The following is a 23160-nucleotide window of genomic DNA, read 5'->3' on the forward strand; positions in this document are numbered from 1 at the left end:
CCGTCCCTTGTGCTCAGCGGGTTTCGTTGAACAGTTCGCGGCCGATCAGCATCCGGCGGATTTCGCTGGTGCCGGCACCGATCTCGTACAGCTTGGCGTCGCGCAGCAGGCGGCCTGCCGGGAATTCGTTGATATAGCCGTTGCCGCCGAGAATCTGGATCGCCTCCAGGGCCATTTGCGTGGCGCGCTCGGCGGTGTACAGGATCACCCCGGCGGCGTCCTTGCGGGTGGTTTCGCCACGGTCGCAGGCCTGGGCCACGGCATACAGGTAGGCGCGGCTGGCGTTGAGCTGGGTGTACATGTCGGCGATCTTGCCCTGGATCAGCTGAAACTCGCCGATGCTCTGGCCGAACTGCTTGCGGTCGTGAATGTAGGGCACTACCAGGTCCATGCAGCTCTGCATGATGCCGGTCGGGCCGCCGGACAGCACCACGCGCTCGTAGTCCAGGCCGCTCATCAGCACGCGCACGCCACCGTTTAGCTGGCCGAGGATGTTTTCTTCCGGCACTTCGACGCCGTCGAAGAACAGCTCGCAGGTGTTGGAGCCACGCATGCCCAGCTTGTCGAACTTGTTGCTGCGGCTGAAGCCTTTCCAGTCACGCTCGACGATGAACGCGGTAATGCCGTGCGCGCCCTTTTCCAGGTCGGTCTTGGCATAGATCACGTAGGTGTTGGCGTCCGGGCCGTTGGTGATCCAGGTCTTGCTGCCGTTGAGCACGTAGTGGTCGCCGCGCTTTTCCGCGCGCAGCTTCATCGAAACCACGTCGGAACCGGCGTTGGGCTCGCTCATGGCCAGGGCGCCGATGTGCTCGCCGCTGATCAGCTTGGGCAGGTACTTGAGCTTCTGCTCGTGGCTGCCGTTGCGGTTGATCTGGTTGACGCAGAGGTTGGAGTGGGCACCGTAGGACAGTGCCACCGACGCCGAGCCACGGCTGATTTCTTCCATCGAAACCACGTGGGCCAGGTAGCCCAGGCCGGCACCGCCGTATTCTTCCGGCACGGTGATGCCCAGCAGGCCCATGTCGCCGAACTTGCGCCACATGTCGGCAGGGAACAGGTTGTCGTGGTCGATTTGCGCGGCGCGTGGGGCCAGTTCGGCGGCGACGAAGGTGCGCACCTGGTCGCGGAGCATGTCGATGGTTTCGCCCAGGGCGAAGTTCAGGGTGGGGTAATGCATGCTGGGGCACCTTGTTGTTCTTGAAATATGGGAAACACCCTGGCTCAAGGATCTGGCGCCGGACCCTGTGGGAGCGGGCGTGCCCGCGAATGCGTCAGCAGGACCACCGTCATTGCCTGAGTGATCGCATTCGCGGGCACGCCCGCTCCCACAGGGTTCGGCGTCATGCCTGAGGGGCGGTGTCGTTCATCACCTTTACGTTAACGTAAACCTGCATGCGCTCACTGTCAATCGACTCATCACCTTTACGTAAACGTAAATCTGCGCCAGAGTATTCCCGCTTGCTTCAGTCGTGCCCAGAACAACCACAAGAAGGGACACCCATGAGTCAACCAAGCTATACCCGCGGTCGCCAGGACCAAGCCTTGCTGACCCAGACCATCGGCCAGGCCTTCGACGCCACCGTGGCCCATTGTGCCGACGGCGAGGCCCTGGTGTCGCGCCATCAGGGCCTGCGCTACAGCTGGCGGCAGTTGGCCGAGCAGGTCGAGGTGCATGCTCGTGCCCTGATGGCCCTGGGCGTGAACACCGGCGATCGGGTCGGCATCTGGTCGCCCAACTGCGCCCAGTGGTGCATCCTGCAGCTGGCCAGCGCCAAGGTCGGCGCGATTCTGGTCAACATCAACCCGGCCTACCGCGTGGGCGAGCTGGAATACGTGCTGCGTCAGTCCGGTTGCCGCTGGCTGGTGTGTGCCGATGCCTTCAAGACGTCCGACTACCACGCCATGGTCCAGGAACTGGTGCCGGAGCTGGCCAGCGCCGCCCCCGGTGAAATGGCCAGTGAACGCCTGCCCGACCTGCGCGGTGTGGTCAGCCTGGCCGCCAACCCGCCGGCAGGCTTCCTGCCTTGGCAAGCGCTGGCCGAGCGGGCAGGGCAGACCTCGACCGAGGCCTATGCGGCGCGCCAGCAAAGCCTGCAGTTCGACCAGCCGGTGAACATCCAGTACACCTCCGGCACCACCGGCGCACCGAAGGGCGCCACGCTCAGCCACTACAACATCCTCAACAACGGCTTCATGGTCGGCGAAAGCCTGGGCCTGACCGCACGCGACCGCATGGTGATCCCGGTACCGCTGTACCACTGCTTCGGCATGGTCATGGCCAACCTCGGCTGCATCACCCATGGCAGCACCATGATCTACCCCAACGACGCCTTCGACGCCGAGCTCACCCTGCGCGCCGTGGCCGAAGAGTGCGCCAGCATCCTCTATGGCGTGCCGACCATGTTCATCGCCATGCTCGACCACCCCGCGCGCGGGCAAATGGACCTGTCGACCCTGCGCAGCGGCATCATGGCCGGCGCCACCTGCCCGATCGAGGTGATGCGCCGGGTCATCGACCAGATGCACATGGCTGAAGTGCAGATCGCCTACGGCATGACCGAGACCAGCCCGGTGTCGCTGCAGACCGGCCCGGACGACGACCTGGAGCTGCGCGTGACCACCGTCGGCCGCACCCAGCCGCAGCTGGAGAACAAGCTGGTGGACGCCGACGGCTGCATCGTCCCGCGCGGCGAGATCGGCGAGCTGTGCACCCGCGGCTACAGCGTGATGCTCGGCTACTGGGACAACCCCCAGGCCACGGCAGATGCCATCGACCCGGCCGGCTGGATGCATTCTGGCGACCTGGCGGTGATGGACGAGCACGGCTACGTGCGCATTGTGGGGCGCAACAAGGACATGATCATTCGCGGCGGCGAGAACATCTACCCGCGTGAACTGGAAGAGTTCTTCTACACCCACCCGGCGGTGGCCGATGCGCAGGTGATCGGCATCCCGTGCAACCGGTATGGCGAGGAGATCGTCGCCTGGATCAAGCTGCACCCGGGGCACAGTGCCACGGTCGAAGAGTTACAGGGCTGGTGCAAGGCGCGCATTGCACACTTCAAGGTGCCGCGGCATATCCGCTTTGTCGACGAGTATCCGATGACGGTGACCGGCAAGGTGCAGAAGTTCCGCATGCGGGAGATCAGTGTGGCGGAGATATCGGCTTTAACTGCTGGTTGATGTATTGATGCTGCCGGCCCTTTCGCGGGTAAACCCGCTCCTGCAGGTACAGCGCCGCGTTCGAAATCGGCGCGGTCCCTGTGGGAGATTGCCCAGTCCTTTGGGCTGCGCTTTCGCGCAGAGAACCAATATCGCTCGTCTGATGCGTCCTTTGTAGGAGCAGCCTTGTGCTGCGAAGAGGCCGGTACAGCCAACAGACAGGCTTTGTCAGCCCCGGCCTCTTCGCAGCACAAGGCTGCTCCTACAGGACCTCGCCGAACCAATGAGTCATGTGTTGTTCTATGAGAGCGGGTTCACCCGCGAAAGGGCCGGTCCTGCCTGCGTAGATCCTGGTCTACCCTTAAGCCTTCACCGGTGGTTCCTGGCTCGGCGGGTCGCCCACTGTCGGCGGCACGGTCGGTTTGATCGGCAGCTCGTCCGGCTCTTCCTCCGGCACGGGCGGCGGCAGGCTCGGGTCGTCGATGTTGGGATCGGGAGTCTCCGGTGGAATGGGAATGTTCATGGCCTGACCTCGCTTGGGTAAATGAAGAGGTGCTGCAGGCTTCGACCCCTCGCAGCTGCCGTTCGCTCAATTTTTTTGAACCCCACGCCTGTGCCCGGCTCTGAACCCTTACCGCCACCAGCCTGAGGGAGCAAGGTCCGATGTCACGAAACGAGCCCTTCGAAAGCGTGCCCATGGCCAACGATCACCCGGACCAGGCCATCAGCCTGTCCCAGGCGCTGCTGGCGCCGCGCATCGTGATCGAAGACACCCAACCCGTGCTCGAGGCCGGCACCTTCGCCGCCAAGGCCATCAGTGGCCAGCCGGTGGCGGTCAGCAGCAAGGTCTACAGCGACGGCCACGACCGCCTGGCCGTGATGCTCAACTGGCGCCAGGCCCACAGCCGGCGCTGGCATTGCGTACCCATGCAATCGCCGGGCAACGACCTGTGGCTGGCCGAGTTCACCCCCACCGAACTGGGCCCGCACCTGTTCAGCATCGAGGCCTGGATCGACCCGTTCGCTACCTACTGCCACGACCTGGAGAAGAAGTACCACGCCGGTGTCGAGGTCCGGTTGGAGCTGGAGGAAGGCCGATTGATGCTGGGCAAGGGCATCGAGCTGTGCAACGGTGCCCTGCGCGAGGAGCTCCAGGCGTTGCAGCAGCGCCTGCCCACGCTGAATGCCGACGACCAGGTGGCACTGTTTCTCGACCCCGCTACCGCCCGCCTGATGAGCGACGCCGAGCACCGCAGCTACCTGGCCCGCAGCCGCGAATTCCCCGTCGATGTCGACCGCCCGGCCGCGCAGTTCGCCAGCTGGTACGAGCTGTTCCCGCGTTCGGTCACCGACAGCCCCGAGCGCCACGGCACGTTCAACGATGTGCACGAGCGCCTGCCGATGATCCGCGACATGGGCTTCGACGTACTGTATTTTCCGCCGATCCATCCCATCGGCATGCAGCACCGCAAGGGCCGCAACAACGCCCTCACCGCGGAGCCCGGCGACCCGGGCAGCCCGTATGCCATCGGCAGCGCAGAAGGTGGTCACGAGGCGATTCACCCACAACTGGGCAGCCGCGACGACTTCCGTCGCCTGGTGGCCGCAGCGGCCGAGCATGGCCTGGAAATCGCCCTCGACTTCGCGATCCAGTGCTCCCAGGACCACCCCTGGCTCAAGGAGCACCCCGGCTGGTTCAGCTGGCGACCGGATGGCACTATCCGCTATGCCGAGAACCCGCCGAAGAAATACCAGGACATCGTCAACGTCGATTTCTACGCGCCCGAGGCCGTGCCCTCGCTGTGGCTGGCTTTGCGTGATGTAGTGGTCGGCTGGGTCGAGGAGGGTGTGAAGACCTTCCGCGTCGACAACCCGCACACCAAACCACTGCCATTCTGGCAATGGCTGATCGCCAATGTGCGCAGCCGGCACCCGGAGGTCATCTTCCTCGCCGAAGCCTTCACCAAACCGGCGATGATGGCCCGCCTGGGCAAGGTCGGGTACGCGCAGAGCTATACCTACTTCACCTGGCGCAATCACAAACAGGAACTGCGCGAATACTTCGAGCAGCTCAACCAGCCGCCATGGAGCCAGTGCTACCGGCCCAACTTCTTCGTCAACACGCCCGACATCAACCCGTACTTCCTGCATAGCTCCGGCCGTGCCGGCTTCCTCATACGCGCTGCACTGGCCACCATGGGGTCGGGGCTGTGGGGCATGTATTCGGGCTTCGAACTGTGCGAAGGCACACCGCTGCCGGGCAAGGAGGAGTACCTGGATTCGGAGAAGTACGAAATCCGCCCACGCGATTTCAGCCAACCCGGCAACATCATTGCCGAGATCGCCCAGCTCAACCGCATCCGCCGGCAGAACCGCGCCTTGCAGACCCACCTGGGCGTGGCGTTCTTCAACTGCTGGAACGACAACATCCTGTACTTCGCCAAGCGCACGCCCGAGCGCGACAACTACATCCTGGTGGCAATCAGCCTCGACCCGCACAACGCCCAGGAGGCGCATTTCGAGCTGCCGCTTTGGGAGCTGGGGCTGGATGACAACGCCGAAACCCATGGTGAGGACTTGATGAACGGCCATCGCTGGTCGTGGTACGGCAAGACCCAATGGATGCGCATCGAACCCTGGCATCTGCCTTTCGGTATCTGGCGCATCGAAAAGGCCCGTTAGCGACGGGATACGCCATCCCCTGTGGGAGCGGGTTTACCCGCGAAGCAGGCGCCGCGGAGCATGGCACCGGCTTCGCCAGTGTTCGCGGGTAAACCCGCTCCCACAGGGATCGTGTCAAGTCAGTTGCTTGTGCATCAGGGCCAGAGCAACCAGAAATTGAAAGGAGTCGCACATGGCCAAGCGTTCCCGCCCGGCAGCCTTCATCGACGACCCGCTGTGGTACAAGGACGCCGTCATCTACCAGCTGCACATCAAGTCGTTCTTCGATTCGAACAACGACGGCATCGGCGATTTCGCCGGCCTGATCAGCAAGCTCGACTACATCGCCGAGCTGGGCGTCAACACCCTGTGGCTGCTACCGTTCTATCCCTCGCCACGCCGCGACGACGGCTACGACATCGCCGAATACAAGGCCGTTCACCCCGACTACGGCAACCTGGCCGATGCCCGCCGCTTCATCGCCGAGGCGCACAAACGCGGCCTGCGGGTAATCACCGAGCTAGTCATCAACCACACCAGCGACCAGCACCCCTGGTTCCAGCGCGCCCGCCATGCCAAGCGCGGCAGCAAGGCACGGGACTTCTACGTGTGGTCGGATGATGACCAGAAGTACGACGGCACGCGCATCATCTTCCTCGACACCGAGAAGTCCAACTGGACCTGGGACCCGGTCGCCGGCCAGTACTTCTGGCACCGCTTCTACTCGCACCAGCCCGACCTCAACTTCGACAACCCGCAAGTGCTCAAGGCTGTGATCGGGGTGATGCGCTTCTGGCTGGACCTGGGTGTCGATGGCCTGCGCCTGGACGCCATCCCTTACCTGATCGAGCGCGACGGCACCAACAACGAGAACCTTGCCGAAACCCACGACGTGCTCAAGGCGATCCGCGCCGAAATCGACGCCAACTACCCCGACCGCATGCTGCTGGCCGAGGCCAACCAATGGCCCGAGGACACCCGCCCGTACTTTGGCGAAGGCGAGGGCGACGAATGCCACATGGCCTTCCACTTCCCGTTGATGCCGCGCATGTACATGGCCCTGGCCATGGAAGACCGTTTCCCGATCACCGACATCCTGCGCCAGACTCCGGAAATCCCCGCCAACTGCCAATGGGCGATTTTCCTGCGCAACCACGATGAGCTGACCCTGGAAATGGTTACCGACCGCGAGCGCGACTACTTGTGGAACTACTACGCCGAAGACCGCCGCGCCCGCATCAACCTGGGCATCCGCCGCCGCCTCGCGCCGCTGCTGCAGCGCGACCGCCGGCGCATCGAACTGCTCACCAGCCTGCTGCTGTCGATGCCCGGCACGCCCACCCTGTATTACGGCGACGAACTGGGCATGGGCGACAACATCTACCTGGGCGACCGCGACGGCGTGCGCACGCCCATGCAATGGTCGCCGGACCGCAACGGCGGTTTCTCCCGTGCAGACCCGCAGCGCCTGGTACTGCCGCCGATCATGGACCCGCTGTATGGTTACCAGACCGTCAACGTCGAAGCCCAGGCCAACGACCCGCATTCGCTGCTGAACTGGACCCGGCGCATGCTGGCGGTGCGCAAGCAGCAGAAGGCCTTCGGCCGCGGCAGCCTGCGCACCCTCACGCCGAACAACCGGCGCATCCTCGCCTACTTGCGCGAGTACACCGACGCCGATGGCAACACTGAAGTCATCCTGTGCGTGGCCAACGTTTCCCGCGCCGCCCAGGCAGCTGAACTGGAATTGTCACAATACGCCGACAAAGTACCGGTGGAGATGCTCGGCGGCAGTGCCTTCCCGCCAATCGGGCAACTGCCGTTCCTGCTGACATTGCCACCCTACGCCTTCTACTGGTTCCTGCTGGCCAGCCACGACCGCATGCCCAGCTGGCACATCCAGGCCACCGAGGGGTTACCCGAATTGACCACACTGGTATTGCGAAAGCGCATGGAAGAACTGCTGGAGGCCCCCTCCAGCGATACCCTGCAAAGCGCCATCCTGCCGCAGTACCTGCCCAAGCGGCGCTGGTTCGCCGGCAAGGAAGGGCCGATCGACCAGGTGCGCCTGTGCTACGGCGTGCGTTTCGGCACCGCCACCACACCGGTGCTGCTCGGTGAAATCGAAGTGCTCAGCGAGGGTGTGGCTACCCGCTACCAGCTGCCGTTCGGCCTGCTGCCCGAAGAGCAGATCAGTACCGCGTTGCCGCAGCAGCTGGCCCTGGCGCGGGTGCGCCGTGCCCATCAGGTTGGCCTGATCACCGATGCCTTCGTCCTCGAGCCATTCATCCGCGCGGTGCTGCGTGCCTGTGAGGGCGGCATGCATCTGCCTTGTGGCAACGGCGAGGGCGAGCTGCGTTTCGAAAGCACGCAGCAGTTGGCGAGCCTGGCGTTGAACGACGAAAGCAGCGTGCGCTACCTCAGCGCCGAGCAGTCCAACAGCTCGGTGGTGATTGGCGACCAGGTGGTGCTCAAGCTGATTCGCCGGGTCAACCCGGGCGTGCACCCCGAGCTGGAAATGAGTGCCTACCTGACCGCCGCAGGCTTTGCCAACATTTCGCCGCTGCTGGCCTGGGTCAGCCGGGTGGACGAGCAGGGCGCGCCACACCTGCTGATGATCGCCCAGGGCTACCTGAGCAACCAGGGTGACGCCTGGGCCTGGACTCAGAACACACTGGAACGGGCCATCCGCGACCAGATGGAGCCCTCCAGCCTCGACGCCGATGCGCACACCGATGCACTGGCCGAACTCACCGGCTTTGCCGCCTTGCTCGGCCAGCGCCTGGGCGAGATGCACCTGCTGCTGGCCGCACCGACCAATGACGAAGCCTTCCAGCCGCGCCCAAGCGATGCCGACGACAGCGAACGCTGGAGTGCGCAGATCAGCGCCGAACTCACCCATGCCCTCGACCTGCTGGCCCAGCACCGCGACAGCCTAGACAGCGAAAGCCAGGCGCTGGTCGACGATTTGCAGCAACAGCGCGACGGCCTGGCCCAGCACATCGCCAACCTGACCCGCCAGGCCCAGGGCGGCCTGCTGATGCGCGTGCACGGCGACCTGCACCTGGGCCAGGTGCTGGTGGTGCAGGGCGACGCCTACATCATCGATTTCGAAGGTGAACCGGCCCGGCCGCTGCAAGAGCGTCGGGCAAAACACAGCCCGTACAAAGATGTCAGCGGCGTGCTGCGATCCTTCGACTATGCTGCTGCCATGATCTTGCGCAGCGCGTCTGCGGTCGACCTTTCCGACCCGGCGCGCCAAGCCCGGCAACGGGTTGCCAGGCAGTACCTGCACCAGTCGCGGCATGCCTTTGTCGAAGCCTATGGCCTGGCCACCGCGGCCATGCCTCACGCCTGGCAACAGGCCGAGGGCGAGCGTGCTGCACTGGAGCTGTTCTGCCTGGAAAAAGCCGCCTACGAAATCACATACGAAGCCGAGAACCGTCCGAGCTGGCTGGCCGTGCCTTTGCATGGCCTGCATGGACTGATCAGTACCTGGGGAGAGTCATAGATGAATGCAACCACGCGTGAAAACGGCGGCCTTCGGCAACGGGACCTCGACGCCCTGGCCCGCGCCGAGCACGCCGATCCATTTGCGGTACTCGGCCCCCATGGCGACGGCGCCGGCGGGCAGGTGGTCCGCGCCTTCCTGCCCAACGCCCTGAATGTGCGCATCCTGGCCCGGCATGACGGGCGCATCCTCGCCGAAATGGAGCAGGGCAGCCTGCCAGGGTTGTTCACCGCGCACCTCGATGAGGCACACCCGTACCTGCTGCAGATCGGTTGGGCCGGTGGCGAGCAGATTACCGAAGACCCCTACAGCTTCGGCCCGCAACTGGGCGACATGGACCTGTACCTGTTCGCCGAAGGCAACCACCGCGACCTGTCCGGGCGCTTCGGCGCCCAACCCATCCAGGTCGATGGCGTCGATGGCGTGTGTTTCTCGGTGTGGGCACCGAACGCCCGGCGGGTGTCGGTGGTGGGTGACTTCAACAACTGGGATGGCCGCCGCCACCCCATGCGCCTGCGCCACAGCGCCGGGGTGTGGGAGCTGTTCGTGCCGCGCCTGGGCGTGGGCGAAACCTACAAGTTCGAGGTGCTGGGCAAGGACGGCATACTGCCCCTGAAGGCCGACCCGCTGGCGCGCGCCACCGAACTGCCGCCGAGCACCGCATCCAAGGTGGCAGGGGCGCTCAGCCACGACTGGCAAGACCACGACTGGATGGCGCAACGCGCGCAACGCCATGCCTACAGCGCGCCGCTGTCGATCTACGAACTGCACCCGGGGTCGTGGCGCTGCGAGCTGGATGAGGCGGGCGAGGTCGGGCGCTATTACAACTGGCGCGAGCTGGCCGAGCGCCTGGTGCCGTACGTTCAGGAACTGGGCTTCACCCACATCGAACTGCTGCCGATCATGGAGCACCCGTTCGGCGGCTCCTGGGGCTACCAGCCGCTGTCGCTGTTCGCCCCCACCTCGCGCTACGGCAGCGCCGAGGACTTCGCCGCGTTCATCGACGCCTGCCACCAAGGGGGCATTGGTGTACTGCTGGACTGGGTACCGGCGCATTTCCCCACCGACGAACACGGCCTGGCGCGTTTCGACGGCACCGCCCTGTACGAATACGACAACCCTCTGGAGGGCTACCACCAGGACTGGAACACGCTGATCTACAACCTTGGCCGCAACGAAGTGCGCGGCTTCATGATGGCTTCGGCGCTGCACTGGCTGAAGCACTTCCACATCGATGGCCTGCGCGTCGATGCGGTGGCTTCGATGCTGTACCGCGACTACTCGCGCAAGGCCGGCGAATGGGTGCCCAACCGCCACGGCGGGCGCGAGAACCTGGAGGCCATCGACTTCATCCGCCACCTCAACGGCGTGGCGGCCCACGAGGCCCCGGGCGCGCTGATCATCGCCGAGGAGTCCACCGCCTGGCCCGGCGTCAGCCAGCCGACCCAGCAGGGTGGCCTGGGCTTTGCCTACAAGTGGAACATGGGCTGGATGCACGACACCTTGCATTACATTCAGAACGACCCGGTGCACCGCACTTATCATCACAACGAGATGAGCTTCGGGCTGATCTATGCCTATTCCGAGCACTTCATCCTGCCCATCTCCCACGACGAAGTGGTGCACGGCAAGCATTCGCTGATCGACAAGATGCCCGGCGACCGCTGGCAGAAGTTCGCCAACCTGCGTGCCTACCTCACCTTCATGTGGGCGCATCCGGGCAAGAAGCTGCTGTTCATGGGCTGCGAGTTCGGCCAGTGGCGTGAGTGGGACCACGATAGCGAGCTGGACTGGTACCTGCTGCAGTACCCTGAGCACCAGGGTGTACAGCGCCTGGTAGGCGACCTCAACCGCCTGTACCGCGAGGTGCCGGCGTTGCATGAGCAGGATTGCCAGCCGCAGGGGTTCCAGTGGCTGATTGGTGACGATGCGCAGAACAGCGTGTATGCCTGGTTGCGCTGGAGCAGCAGTGGCGAGCCGGTGCTGGTGGTGGCCAACTTCACCCCGGTGCCGCGCGAGGGGTATCGCATTGGCGTGCCGTTTGGCGAACGCTGGCAGGAGCTGTTGAACAGTGATGCGGAGCTGTATGCCGGGTCCAATGTCGGCAACCTGGGGGTCGTGCAAAGTGACGAGATAGCCAGCCATGGGCAGCCGCAGTCGCTGGCCCTGAACCTGCCGCCGCTGGGTGTTCTGATAATGAAACCAGCCTGATGTTTTGCCAGTACTGGCCTCTTCGCGGGTAAACCCGCTCCCACAGGTATTGCACAAGCTTCAGACCCTGTGCGGTCCTTGTGGGAGCGGGTTTCCCGCGAAAGGGCCGAACCTGCCTACCACCGCATCCGCACCCCAAGGCTGCCAATCAACCCATTCAGATCATTGTCGTCGACGTCACTGCTGTAATCGGCACTGACAAACAGCGCCACCGTGGGTGTCACCCGCGCCACCAGCCCCAACCCCAGTTCCACCGTGGTCGAGTAGCGCGAGCTGGAGATCTTGTCGACCTGGTCCAGCTTCACCTCATCGGCATTGCTGAAGTCATACCACACGTTGGTCCGCACATAGGGTTCGATCGGCATGCCGCGTACTTCATAACGCCCGGACAGCCTGGCGCCGACCCGACCGCTCCAGCTCGGCTGGCTGTCGAAGGCCTGCAAGGTCTCTTCCTGCGCCCGGCTGCCGGGGAAGAACTGCTGGTTGATCAACTGTGCCTGTGGCTCGATCACCCAGCCGCCACCCAGGCCGATGGGGATGCCGCCTTCCAGCGAGAAGGTCATCGCGTGGCCGCTGTCGTCCAGTCGCTGGCCGTTTTCGCCTCGACCGTTGACGTCGATGCGTGAACCCATGGCCACGGCATCCAGGTGCCAGCCCTGTTCATGGGTCATGCTCCAGTACACCCCCAGGCTTTCGCCGCTGAGGTTCACGGCGTTGCGTTGCTTGTCGCCCAACAGCTGGCGCATGCCGTTGAAGTTGGTCTGCAGGTTGTTTTGCCCCACGAAGATCCCCGCGCGGTGCACATTGCCCGCTGCAGTTTCACGCACGAACAGGTCCGGGCCGATCATCAGTTGCTGGCTGGGGGCCTCCAGCTGGTCTGGAGGCTGCGCGCCACTGCGCGCGGTGGTGGGGAAGAACTGCGCCCACTGGCTGGCGACCAGGTCCGGTGCAGGCTGCCCATGGCGTTCGCTCATCTTTTGCGAGAACGCGTTCAAGGTACCGATACTCAAGCCACTGGCGCTGACCGGGTCGAGCGTAAGCTGTGGTACTGCCGGTTGGTGCAGGAAGCCGGGCGAGGTCGGGTCGTCCTGCAGTTCATACGCGATAGTTTCCACCGGGGTTGCCAGAAGCAGCGACGTGGAAACCGCGTAGAAAATGCTTTCGAAGCGCAAGGGGTTCGAGGTGCTTTTCATGGCGGATCTCCTTTGTTTTTGTGTTACAGCCCTAGGACCTGGCCTGTTGTCACGAGCTGTACGGCAAAAACAGTGGGCGACCCAAACCAGCACGCCTGGCTTTTCGCAGCGCGCACGAAGGCGCGAGCTAGAGGCCCTGCGCGAGATCATTACTGCTAGATATGTTCAGCTAAGGAGAGGGCGCCGCTTGCGTCAAGAAAGCGTGAAGGATGTGTTCAGGTTCCGTGGCTTTGTTCAACTTGTTGAATCACAAGATAATTCGGCTAGGTATAGCCAGGTTCGCTATTTGCCGTGCTGCGGCTATGAAGAATGATTGCTAAGCCTGACTTCGACCGACAACGGCAGGTGGTCCGACAGGTGCGACCAAGGTTTGTGCCCCAGAATCCGCGGCCCATGGCTTTCGGCGTTGCGCAGGTAGACACGGTCCAGGCGCAACAGCGGCAGCCGCGCAGGATAGGTGCGGGCCAGGTGGCCATGGTGGCGTTCGAAGGCCTCGTGCAGGTCACGCTGCAGGCCCAAGGTGCGGTTGCCGTGGGATTTCCAGTCGTTGAAGTCGCCAGCGATGATCACCGGGGCGTCGGCGGGCAAGGATTCGAGCAGCTTGCGCAGCAGTTGCAGCTGCTTCTGGCGGTGGCTTTCCAGTAACGACAAGTGCACGCAGATGGCATGCACCTGATGCTGGCCAGGCACGTCGAGGACGCAGTGCAGCAGGCCACGTCGTTCGGGGCCGGTGATCGACACGTCGAGGTTGCGATGTTCGATGATCGGGTATTTGGACAGCAGCGCGTTGCCGTGGTGGCCGTCAGGATAGACCGCGTTGCGCCCGTAGGCGAAGTCGCTCCACATGCTGTCGGCGAGGAACTCGTACTGCGAGGTCTGCGGCCAGCCGGGGTAGCGCGCGGCGTGGCGGTCGTGGCTGCCGAGCACCTCCTGGAGAAAGACGATGTCGGCCTGGGTGCTGCGCACCGCCTCGCGCAGTTCCGGCAGGATGAAGCGCCGGTTGAAGGCGGTGAAGCCCTTGTGGGTATTCACCGTCAGCACCCGCAGCCGCTTCACGGCCGGGGCCTGGTTGACACTGGCGAAACCTTTACTGCCGGCTTCGGGGTTCACGGTTACTCCTCGGTCAACGGGTTTGCGCGGATCCTTGTAGGAGCAGCCTTGTGCTGCGAAAGGGCCGATAAGGCAAACCACTTGCTGTGCCGGTAAAGGCCTCTTCGCAGCACAAGGCTGCTCCTACAAGGGACAGGTACCAAACTGTCAGGTTCACTCCTCATCACGCTGCAACACCATCAGCAGCAACGACCGCCCCTTCACCTCGAAGGTGCTGTCGAACTGCAGATGCTGCCCCTTGCGCAGCTCTGGCCGGTCGGTATCGACCAGGCAACTCCAGTAATCCCCCTCGGGCACGGTTGGCAGCTGGAACGGCACGATGTCATGGTGGGCATTGACGATCAGCAGCACGGTGGCCTCGGCGCCTGGCCTGGCAATGCCGCTGACCTGGGCACGGCCATCGATCAACATGCCCAGGCAACGCCCGTGCGGGTCTTCCCATTGTTCCACGCTCATCTCGTTGCCATCCGGTGCCAGCCAGGTCACATCCTTGACACCGATCGCCTCATTGTAGTCGCCAACCAGGAAGCGCGAGCGGCGCAGTACCGGGTAGGCCAGGCGCAGGCGGGTGAGGCGCTTGACGAAAGCCAGCAGCTCTTTGCCCTCCTGGTCCAGGTCCCAGTTCACCCAGCCGATCTCGCTGTCCTGGCAATAGGCATTGTTGTTGCCGTGCTGGGTACGGCTGAACTCGTCACCGGCGACGATCATCGGCGTGCCTTGGGCCAGCAGCAGGGTTGCGAAATAGTTGCGCATCTGGCGCATGCGCAGGGCATTCACGGCCGGGTCGTCGGTTGGCCCCTCGACACCGCAGTTCCATGACAGGTTGTTATCGGTGCCGTCCTGGTTGTTCTCGTCGTTGTCCTCGTTGTGCTTGTGGTTGTACGACACCAGGTCGCGCAAGGTGAAACCGTCGTGGGCGGTGACGAAGTTGACCGAGGCATAGGGGCGCCGGCCACGGTTGTTGAACATGTCCCCCGAGGCTGTCATGCGCGAGGCAAAGTCGGCCAGTTGGCCTTCGTCGCCTTTCCAGAAGGCGCGCACGGTGTCGCGGAAGCGGTCGTTCCACTCTGCCCAGCCCGGGGCAAAGTTGCCCACCTGGTAGCCGCCCGGGCCGCAGTCCCATGGTTCGGCAATCAGCTTCACCTGGCTCAGCATCGGGTCCTGGCGGCAGGCGACGAGGAAGCCGTGGCGTTCGCTGTAGCCGTCGTGGTAGCGGCCAAGGATGGTCGCCAGGTCGAAGCGGAAGCCGTCCACGTGCATTTCGCCGGCCCAGTAGCGCAGCGAGTCGGTGACCAGCTGCAGCACGCAGGGGTGGCTCAGGTCCAGGGTGTTGCCGGTGCCGGAATCGTTGATGTAATAGCGCTTGTCGTCCGGCATCAGGCGGTAGTACGAGGCGTTGTCGATACCGCGCATCGACAGCGTGGGGCCGCGCTCGTTGCCTTCGGCGGTGTGGTTGTAGACCACATCCAGGATCACCTCCAGCCCGGCGTCGTGCAGGTGTGCGACCATTTCCTTGAACTCGGCGATCTTGCCGCTGGCCAGGTAACGCGGGTGGGGCGCAAAGAAGGCGATGCTGTTGTAGCCCCAGTAGTTGTTCAGGCCCTTGTCCAGCAGGTGCTGGTCGTTGACGAAGGCGTGAATCGGCAGCAGCTCGATGCTGGAAACGCCCAGCTCCTTGATGTGCTTGAGCAACTCGTCATTGGCCAGGCCGGCGAAGGTGCCGCGCAGTTCTTCCGGCACCGCTGGGTGGCGCATGCTGATGCCACGGGTGTGGGCCTCATAAATGATCGTACGCTCCCAGGGGATCTGCACGCGCTGGTCGCGGCCCCAGGTGAATGCAGGGTCGATCACCTTGCACTTGGGCACGAAGGGCGCGCTGTCGCGCTCGTCGAACGACAGATCGCCGTCGGGGTGGCCGATGGTGTAGCCGAACAGTGCTTCGGACCATTGCAGGCTGCCGACCAGTTGCTTGGCATACGGGTCGATCAGCAGTTTGTTGGGGTTGAAGCGGTGGCCGTTCTCCGGCTCGTAGGGGCCGTGCACGCGGTAGCCGTAGACCAGCCCTGGGTGAGCGTCAGGCAGGTAGCCGTGGTAGATCTCGTCGGTGTATTCGGGGAGCTCGATGCGTTCGATTTCGTGCTCGCCGGTGGAGTCGAACAGGCACAGCTCGACCTTGGTGGCATTGGCCGAGAACAGGGCAAAGTTGACCCCAAGGCCATCCCAGGTGGCGCCGAGGGGGAAGGGCAGGCCTTCGCGGATACGCGACGGGGCTACCGAGCGGGTTTTCTTCGGGGTGCGGGGGCTCATGGCGGTCCTCTGTGGCCGTGGTGGTGGAGGGAGCTGCGTAGGCCTGTACCGGCCTCTTCGCGGGTGAAACCGCTCCTACAGGGATAGCGCCAGGCTTGAGGATGACGGGGTACCTGTGGGAGCGGGTTTACCCGCGAAGAGGCCGGTGCAGGCTCAACCGGCAGCCGGCTTTTTCACCGCCCGGGGTTTCTTCACAGCCACGGCCTTCTCAACCGGTTCAGCCGCTACCTTGGGCTTGGCCGGGGCCCGTTTGCGCGGCGCCGCCTTGGGTGCCAGTGCCTCGGCTTCGGCCAGCTTGCGAGCCATGTCCCAATGGCGGTCTTCCTGGCCGGCGGGCTTACCCTCGGACTCCCAGATCTGGTAGGCAAATTCGCGGATACGTTTTTCATCAACACTCATCATGACGCTCCTGATGTTCAAGATTGTTGTATCAGCAGGTTGACCGGAAACTCCGCCAGCACGGCGCTCAACATCAGCTCCCTGCAAGAGCTGACCGCGGCACTGGGGAAAAGTCCCGTCGAGTTGGCAGGCGACAAGGCAAACGGCAGGTTTACCCGGGTGTCGTCCCAGTTCTGTGCCGGGATCAGGGGTATCGGTGCACCTGCCAGCAGGGTACTGGCCAGGCGTGGCGCGATGATGACGGCCCGTTCGCCCTCGCCAAGGCGAGCGAACGCGATCACCTTGTCGGCATGCCGACCCTGCACGGTCAGGGGCAGGTAAGCGCCACGACGGAACAGCTCGGCATGGGCCTGGCGGCAGTCCAGCACCCGGGCGATCAGCGCCTGCTTGAGGTGGCCATCGCGCCAGTGTTCCAGCAGTTCGGCAACCGGCGTTGCATCGTCCAGGGTGCGACGCCGGCACGCGTAGTCCACGGCGCGCCGGTTATCCGGGTCGACCAGGCTGAAATCCCAGTATTCGTTGCCCTGGTACAGGTCCGGTACGCCCGGCGTGGTCATGCGCAGCAGGGCCTGGACCAGGCCGTTGAGGGCACCGGGGCAGGCCAGCAGCTGTGAGGCGTCGGCCAGCGACTTGCGCAGCTGCTGGTTCTCGCCGTCCAGCAGCAGGCCATCGATGTAGCGGGCACAGGCGCTTTCGTAGGCTTCGTTCGGGGCGCTCCAGCTGCTGCGCAGCTTGGCCTCGCGCAGGGCTTTCTGCTGCCACTGGCGAATGCGTTCGGCGTACTGGCCAAGGGCGTTGACATCGTGCAGGTCGAGGTCCAGCGGCCAGCTGCCCAGCAAGGTCTGCAACAGCATCAGCTCGTCGCCGGGGCTGGGCGCCAGGCCGTCATCCAGTTGCGTGCGCAACGGCGTGGCCAGTTCGCGCCAGTGTTCCATTCGGCTGGCCAGCCACGGGCCGCGCTCGCTGAGCACGGCCAGGCGTGCACGAGTGTCTTCGCCGCGCTTGTGGTCATGGGTGGCGCTTGCCAGCAGGTTGTCGGGGAAGTCGCGCAGGCGCCGCTGGGCCTCGTTGTGGAAGTGCTCGAGCGGGGCGCTGAAACGCTCGGCGTCGAAGCCCACATCGTTGCGCGACAGCAGCCGCGCGCTGCGGTAGAAGGCGGTGTCTTCCACGGCCTTGGCGGCGCTGGGTGCGGTCAGTTGCTGGAAGCGCACGCAGGCGTGGCGTAGCTGCTTGCGCGCCCGGCCTGCTGGCAGGCGGCGCCAGGCTTGCCCGCCCAGCCATTGTTGCAGGTGCTCGAGCAGTGGCCAGTCGGCTTCGCCGAGGTCGAGGCGGGCATTGGCCAGGGCCTGCTGGAAAAACCCTTCGTCTTCTGCCGGGCGCCCGCAGGCATTGAAGTAGGTGCGATACACCGGGTAATGCGCCACCAGCGCCTGCAAGGCACGGCGAATCGCGCCCAGGGTCAGGTCGCGGGTCATCAGGTCGTTGCGCGCCACCTGCAACAGCGCCTGGGCCACCGACTCGCAGTCGCCGGCCAGGCTGGCATTGAGTACCAGGTGGCGGGCCTGACGTACTTCTTCGGGGAAGTCGGGGCGTTCGCTCACATTGGCCCACAGCTCGGTCAGCGCTGCTTCGCCTGCCGGGTCGTGCTGCAGCAGCGAAACCTGGTTCATGAATTCGTAGCCGGTAGTGCCATCGGTAAGCCAGTCGCGGTGCAGGTGCTCGTTGGCGCCGAGGATCTTCTCCACGTAGATCGGGAAATGCTCCAGGGCGGCATTCAACGGCCGCCGTGCCAGCAGGCCATCGACCCGTCGGCGCAGCTTGCGACAGTAACCGCGCGGGTCGGCCAGGCCGTCGATATGGTCGATGCGCAGGCCGTCCACCAGGCCGCGCTCGATCAGTTCGAACAGCTTGGCGTGGGTGGCCTCGAACACCACCGCGCGTTCCACCCGCAAGCCGCCCAGCTCGTTGATGTCGAAGAAGCGCCGCCAGTTGATGTCGTCGGCGGCGGTACGCCAGCTGGCCAGGCGGTAGGTCTGGCGTTCCAACAGCAGGTGCAGGCGCTTGAAGCCATTCTCGCTGCGGCTGTCGAACGCCACCAGAGCCGATTCGAGGTCAGCGCCTTCGCCCGCCAGGCGCGCCAGTTCAGCTTGCAGGGGCAGGGCGTCGGCCAGCGGCGTGGCCGATGCGTTCAACGCGGTGAAGCGTTCCGCCAGGGCCTTGAGCGCCGGCTCCGGGCTGAGCGCGAGAATCCAGCCATAATCGACCGGGCAGATCGGGAAGCGGTGTTGGTAATGGGCGACCTGCAGCAGCCCATGGTGCTTGTCGAACTCGAGCGGTATCTCGCCATTTTTCAGCGCCACGCCATAGTCGCTGGCGAGGAACGGCAACAGCAACTGGCCGGCCAGCAGTGGGTCGCTGGAGTGCCACTGGATGTCGAAGAACTCTGCATACGGGCTGCGCCGACCCCAGGCCAGCAGGCTCTGCCACCAGGGGTTGTCGGCACCGCCCACGGCCATGTGGTTGGACACCGTGTCGAGGATCAGCCCCATGCCGTGCTGACGCAGGGCGGCGACCAGCCGTTGCAGCGCCGCTTCGCCGCCCAGCTCGGGGTTGACGCAGGTCGGGTCGACCACGTCGTAGCCATGGCGCGAGCCGGCGCGGGCCTTGAGGATGGGCGAGGCATACAGGTGGCTGATGCCCAATTGGGCGAAGTACGGCACCAGCGGCACGGCCTGATCGAGGGTGAAGTCACTGTGAAACTGCAGGCGCAGGGTCGCGGTCAGCGCTTTCATCGGTCACGCTCCCAAGCCTGTTCGCGGGCCTGGGCCAGCAGTTCCAGGCGCCGCGCAGCGTCTTCGTCGTCGAGCAGTTCACGTACCGGCCGGGCAAAGCGTCGGCGCCAGTTGGGGTGGCCGGCGGTGGTGCCCGGCAGGTTGGGTTGCTCGTCACAACCCAGCAGGTCTTCCAATGGCACCAGCACCAGCGGTGCGCGGGTGTGGCCAACGTAACGGATGGCAGCGTCGATCAGCGCGTCGTTGTTCGGCAGCGTGCCGTAGTTGGCCTCCAGGGTGCGGCGCAAACCATCGTGCTCCTTCTGCCGCTCGTGGCGCCAGTGCAGTTCGGTGGCAGCATCGATCAGTTGCAGGCGGTGGCTCCAGTCGATGTCGCGGTTTTCCAGCCAGCCGGCCAGCGGCGCCAGGTCGTGGGTGCCGGTGGTGGCCAGGGCGTTGTCCGGCCAGTCGAGAATCGGCTTGAAATGGCCGGGCTGGGTCTGCTCGAAGGGCAGCACGCGCATGCCCAGCACGGCCTTGGCCGCCAGTTGCTCGCGCAGGCCGTCCGGCACGGTGCCCAGGTCTTCGCCGAGGATGATTGCCTGGTGGCGCACCGACTCCAGGGCCAGCAGGCGTAACAGATCATCCAGCGGGTAGTTGAGGTAGGCGCCTTCGCTGGGCTTGGCCCCCTGCGGGATCAGCCACAGCCGGCGCAGGCCCATGACATGGTCGATGCGCAGGCCGCCGGCGTGGGCGAGGTTGGCCCGGAGCATTTCGATGAAAGCGCGGTAGCCGTTGCGCTTGAGCCCTTCAGGCGAGAAGGCGCAGATGCCCCAGTCCTGGCCGGCACGGTTGAGGATGTCAGGCGGTGCACCCACCTTCAGGCCTGCCAGCAGCTCGTCCTGGCGGCTCCAGGCCTGGCTGCCGGCACCGTCGGCGCCCACCGCCAGGTCAGCTATCAGGCCGACCGCCATGCCGTTGCCGCGCGCTGCTTCCTGGGCGCGTTGCAGGCCCCGTTCGGTCAGCCATTGGCAGAAGGCATGGAACTCGATCTTGGCCGGGTAGGCGTTGGCGAAGGCCTCCACTTCCGGGTGGTATGGGTCGTGCCAGGCCTTGGGCCAGTGGCGCCAGTCGGCGCCCAGGCCATGCTCCACGGCCTGGGCCTGCAGCACCTCGAAGCGGCAATGGTGCTCCAGGGCCTGGCCACCGGCTTCGCGGAAGCTGTCGAAATCCTTGCGCAGCGGGTGGTCGCCCTGGCTGAAGCCCTGGTACAGGGCTTCGAGCAGGCGCTGTCGGGCGCTGGCGGCACGCGGCCAGTCTACCAGCGGGCCTTGCTCAAGGTCTTCGAGCTGTTGCTCCAGGCCGCAGGCTTCGATGGCCACGCGCACCTCCCGCTCGCCGAGCAGCGCGGCTGGGCTGGCGTACAGGGTATTGAGCAGCAGGCGGCTGGAGGGCGAGTAGGGGCTGTAGTGCGTCTGGTCGATGGCCGACAGGGCGTGGATCGGGCTGATGGCCAAGGCATCGGCGCCGCGTTCGGCAGCCGCGCGGGCCAGTTGTTCCAGGGCCAGGCAGTCGCCATAGCCGCCATCGCCGGGGCGGCGCAAGCTGTACAGCTGCACCGCCAGGCCCCAGCAGCGCGGTGGCGGCTGTTGCACCTGGTCTTCAAGGCTGTGGCAGCGCAGCGGGGCCACGGCCACGGTGAAGCGGCGGCTGTCGATTTCCACCTGGTGGTAGCCGATGGGCAGCGCGCCGGGCAGGCGGGCCTGGTCGTCGAGGCTGAGGGTGAGGGCGCTGTGGTCCTCCAGGGTGCAGTGCGCGACGCTGGCGGCGCTGAAGTAGCGCGCCAGTGCCAATGGCTGGCCTAGGTCGGCGGTCAGCAGCGGCGGCAGGTGCTCACTGTCTTCGGCAGCGTCCACGGCGCGCAGGCTGGCGGCGATGGCGGCGTCATCGTTGGCAGGGTGGCCAAGGCCTTCAAGTATGTTGCGCAGTACCTCGTCGCTGACACGCTGGGGCCGGGCATTGGCGTCGATCCAGTCGCGGCTCAGCCCGACGCGGCTCGCCAGACGGTGCAGGGCGGTTTCGCTCATGGGCGCTCCTGGGCAGGGGGAAGCAGGCTGACCACGCAGCTGTATGCGGCCAGATGGGTATCGGGGTGCCGGGTGTCGCTGCTGTCGAACAGGCGGTTGGCCGGCGCGGGCAACTCGACCACCTGCGGGGTGGCGGCCAGGTTCAGGTCGATGCGCAGGGTGGTGCCATTGCCCAGGCACCAGCGTGCGGTCAGGGCCTTGTCGCCGTGTACTTCGGCGCCCAGCGCGCGGCTGCCGGGCAGGTGCGGGATCACATGGCGGCGGCGCAGTTCGAGCAGGTGCTGGTACAGGCCGTGCCAGCCGGCGATCACTTCCTTGCCTTGCGGGCGGGAGGCCTCGAAGGTCTGTTCGGCGTTGGGGTCGGGGATGCGTTGGCGCTGCTCGGGGTCGGCGAAGGCGGCGAAATGGGCGAACTCGCCGCGCCGGCCTTCGCGCACGGCGTCGGCCAGCTGGTCATGGAAGTCGGTGAAGAACAGGAACGGCCGGCAGCTGCCATCGTCGTCGCCCATGAACAGCAGCGGAATCATCGGCGCCAGCAGCAACAGCCCGGTGGCTGCCCGCAGCGCCTGCGGTGGGCACAGGCGGGTCAGGCGCTCGCCCAGGGCGCGGTTGCCGACCTGGTCATGGTTCTGCAGGAACAGCACGAAAGCGCTGGGTGGCAGGTGCGCGCTGGGTTCGCCGCGGGGCGTGCCATGGCGGTTGGCCTGGCCCTGGAACACGAAACCTTCGGCAAGGCAGCGGGCCAGCTGGTCGATGGGGCGCTGCTGGTAGTCGGCGTAGTAGCCTTCGGTTTCGCCGGTCAGCAGCACATGCAAAGCATTGTGGCCGTCGTCGTTCCACTGGGCGTCGAAGCCTTGCTCCAGCAGGAAGGCCTGGTTGTGTTCGTTCTCAAGTACCAGCCATACGTGGCGGCCCGGTTCCACCGCAGCGCGTACCCTTTGCGCCAGCTCGACCAGAAAGTCGGGCTGGTCGATGGCGTGCACGGCATCCAGGCGCAGGCCGTCAAAGCGGTAGTCGCACAGCCACATCAGGGCGTTCTGGATGAAGAATTCGCGCACCTGCGGGCGACGGAAGTCGATGGCTGCGCCCCAGGGGGTCTGCCGGTCTTCGCGGAAGAACGGGCTGGCGTACTGGTGCAGGTAATTGCCGTCAGGGCCGAAGTGGTTGTACACCACATCGACCAGCACCATCAGCCCGTGGCCATGTGCCTGGTCGACCAGCGCACACAGCTGCTCGGGGCTGCCATAGGTGTTTTGCGGCGCATAGGGCAACACGCCGTCGTAACCCCAGTTGCGCTCGCCGGGGAACTGCCCCAGCGGCATCAGTTCGACGGCACTGATGCCCAGTTCGGCCAGCCGCGGCAGTTGCCGGGCGACCCCGGCGTAGCCATCGAGCAGGCCGACATGCAGCTCCTGTATGACCGCCTCGTGCCAGGGCCGGCCTTGCCAGGGGTGTCGCCAGGCATAGCTGGCCACATTCACCACCTGGCTCGGCCCCTGCACGCCATCGGGCTGATAGCGCGAGGCCGGGTCGGCCACCTTCAGTGCACCGTCGATACGGTAGTTGTAACGGTCACCGGCCTGGCACGGGGCCACGCCGGTGAACCAGCCATCATCGTCGGGCAACAGCTCGATGGCCGGCTGCTGCTCCAGTTCCACGCTCACGCTGCGCGCATCCGGCGCCCAGAGGGCGAAGCGCGCCGACGTGGCGTCCAGCAGGTGTGCGCCATGCCTGTGCATCTTCAACTC

At 65.2% G+C, this 23160-nt stretch carries 13 protein-coding genes; 4 read left to right on the forward strand and 9 right to left on the reverse strand.

Annotation, left to right across the window (positions count from 1 at the left end):
* Positions 1-13: 13 nt before the first annotated feature.
* Positions 14-1177, reverse strand: a complete 1164-nt coding sequence (locus tag WM94_RS10420; protein ID WP_013973339.1) for an isovaleryl-CoA dehydrogenase — start codon at positions 1175-1177, stop codon at positions 14-16.
* A gap of 323 nt (positions 1178-1500) precedes the next feature.
* On the opposite strand from WM94_RS10420, the gene WM94_RS10425 reads away from it, so the two are divergent.
* Positions 1501-3183 (forward strand): AMP-binding protein, encoded by a 1683-nt coding sequence (locus tag WM94_RS10425; RefSeq protein WP_061551129.1) that lies wholly within the window; start codon positions 1501-1503, stop codon positions 3181-3183.
* A gap of 340 nt (positions 3184-3523) precedes the next feature.
* Here WM94_RS10425 and WM94_RS30425 read toward each other — a convergent pair whose 3' ends face one another.
* Entirely contained in the window at positions 3524-3685 is a 162-nt protein-coding gene (locus WM94_RS30425; RefSeq protein ID WP_015271006.1) for a hypothetical protein, read from the reverse strand.
* 140 nt (positions 3686-3825) lie between these two features.
* Here WM94_RS30425 and WM94_RS10430 point away from each other — a divergent pair, with 140 nt between their 5' ends.
* The 3 genes from WM94_RS10430 to glgB all read left to right on the forward strand — a co-directional run bounded on the left by WM94_RS10430 (position 3826) and on the right by glgB (position 11545).
* Positions 3826-5844, forward strand: a complete 2019-nt coding sequence (locus tag WM94_RS10430) for an alpha-1,4-glucan--maltose-1-phosphate maltosyltransferase (protein WP_061551130.1) — start codon at positions 3826-3828, stop codon at positions 5842-5844.
* 172 nt (positions 5845-6016) lie between these two features.
* Entirely contained in the window at positions 6017-9334 is a 3318-nt protein-coding gene (gene treS / locus WM94_RS10435) for a maltose alpha-D-glucosyltransferase (protein ID WP_061551131.1), read from the forward strand.
* Positions 9335-11545, forward strand: a complete 2211-nt coding sequence (gene glgB / locus WM94_RS10440) for a 1,4-alpha-glucan branching protein GlgB (RefSeq protein WP_061551132.1) — start codon at positions 9335-9337, stop codon at positions 11543-11545.
* 116 nt (positions 11546-11661) lie between these two features.
* On the opposite strand, the gene WM94_RS10445 is transcribed toward glgB, so the two are convergent.
* The 7 genes from WM94_RS10445 to treZ all read right to left on the reverse strand — a co-directional run bounded on the left by WM94_RS10445 (position 11662) and on the right by treZ (position 23151).
* Positions 11662-12738: an autotransporter outer membrane beta-barrel domain-containing protein gene (locus WM94_RS10445; RefSeq protein WP_013973333.1), complete on the reverse strand. Its 1077-nt coding sequence runs from the start codon at positions 12736-12738 to the stop codon at positions 11662-11664.
* A 300-nt stretch (positions 12739-13038) separates the two neighbouring features.
* Positions 13039-13848, reverse strand: coding sequence for an endonuclease/exonuclease/phosphatase family protein (locus WM94_RS10450; RefSeq protein WP_015271002.1), 810 nt, complete (start codon positions 13846-13848; stop codon positions 13039-13041).
* A 153-nt stretch (positions 13849-14001) separates the two neighbouring features.
* Complete coding sequence (glgX, locus tag WM94_RS10455; RefSeq protein ID WP_013973331.1) at positions 14002-16155, reverse strand: glycogen debranching protein GlgX; 2154 nt, start codon at positions 16153-16155, stop codon at positions 14002-14004.
* A 153-nt stretch (positions 16156-16308) separates the two neighbouring features.
* Positions 16309-16557: a DUF2934 domain-containing protein gene (locus WM94_RS10460; protein ID WP_061551133.1), complete on the reverse strand. Its 249-nt coding sequence runs from the start codon at positions 16555-16557 to the stop codon at positions 16309-16311.
* 14 nt (positions 16558-16571) lie between these two features.
* Positions 16572-19346 carry a malto-oligosyltrehalose synthase gene (locus WM94_RS10465; RefSeq protein WP_061551134.1) on the reverse strand — a complete coding sequence of 925 codons (2775 nt, stop codon included), beginning with the start codon at positions 19344-19346 and terminating at the stop codon, positions 16572-16574.
* On the reverse strand, positions 19343-21412 hold the full coding sequence (malQ, locus tag WM94_RS10470) for a 4-alpha-glucanotransferase (RefSeq protein ID WP_061551135.1): 2070 nt from the start codon (positions 21410-21412) through the stop codon (positions 19343-19345). The genes WM94_RS10465 and malQ overlap by 4 nt, the downstream gene beginning before the upstream one ends.
* Entirely contained in the window at positions 21409-23151 is a 1743-nt protein-coding gene (gene treZ, locus WM94_RS10475) for a malto-oligosyltrehalose trehalohydrolase (protein ID WP_061551189.1), read from the reverse strand. The genes malQ and treZ overlap by 4 nt, the downstream gene beginning before the upstream one ends.
* Positions 23152-23160 lie beyond the last annotated feature (9 nt).

It is taken from the genome of Pseudomonas sp. ABFPK, from assembly GCF_001586765.1.
In the GTDB taxonomy this organism is placed as follows: domain Bacteria; phylum Pseudomonadota; class Gammaproteobacteria; order Pseudomonadales; family Pseudomonadaceae; genus Aquipseudomonas; species Aquipseudomonas asiatica.

What these genes read in the sequence shown, in the direction of transcription:
- WM94_RS10460 (WP_061551133.1), bottom strand. Translation starts at nt 16,557, where the DNA reads ATGATGAGTGTTGATGAAAAACGTATCCGCGAATTTGCCTACCAGATC.
- WM94_RS10420 (WP_013973339.1), bottom strand. Translation starts at nt 1,177, where the DNA reads ATGCATTACCCCACCCTGAACTTCGCCCTGGGCGAAACCATCGACATG.
- malQ (WP_061551135.1), bottom strand. Translation starts at nt 21,412, where the DNA reads ATGAGCGAAACCGCCCTGCACCGTCTGGCGAGCCGCGTCGGGCTGAGC.
- treS (WP_061551131.1), top strand. Translation starts at nt 6,017, where the DNA reads ATGGCCAAGCGTTCCCGCCCGGCAGCCTTCATCGACGACCCGCTGTGG.
- glgB (WP_061551132.1), top strand. Translation starts at nt 9,335, where the DNA reads ATGAATGCAACCACGCGTGAAAACGGCGGCCTTCGGCAACGGGACCTC.
- WM94_RS10425 (WP_061551129.1), top strand. Translation starts at nt 1,501, where the DNA reads ATGAGTCAACCAAGCTATACCCGCGGTCGCCAGGACCAAGCCTTGCTG.
- WM94_RS10445 (WP_013973333.1), bottom strand. Translation starts at nt 12,738, where the DNA reads ATGAAAAGCACCTCGAACCCCTTGCGCTTCGAAAGCATTTTCTACGCG.
- WM94_RS10430 (WP_061551130.1), top strand. Translation starts at nt 3,826, where the DNA reads ATGTCACGAAACGAGCCCTTCGAAAGCGTGCCCATGGCCAACGATCAC.
- WM94_RS30425 (WP_015271006.1), bottom strand. Translation starts at nt 3,685, where the DNA reads ATGAACATTCCCATTCCACCGGAGACTCCCGATCCCAACATCGACGAC.
- WM94_RS10465 (WP_061551134.1), bottom strand. Translation starts at nt 19,346, where the DNA reads ATGAAAGCGCTGACCGCGACCCTGCGCCTGCAGTTTCACAGTGACTTC.
- treZ (WP_061551189.1), bottom strand. Translation starts at nt 23,151, where the DNA reads ATGCACAGGCATGGCGCACACCTGCTGGACGCCACGTCGGCGCGCTTC.
- glgX (WP_013973331.1), bottom strand. Translation starts at nt 16,155, where the DNA reads ATGAGCCCCCGCACCCCGAAGAAAACCCGCTCGGTAGCCCCGTCGCGT.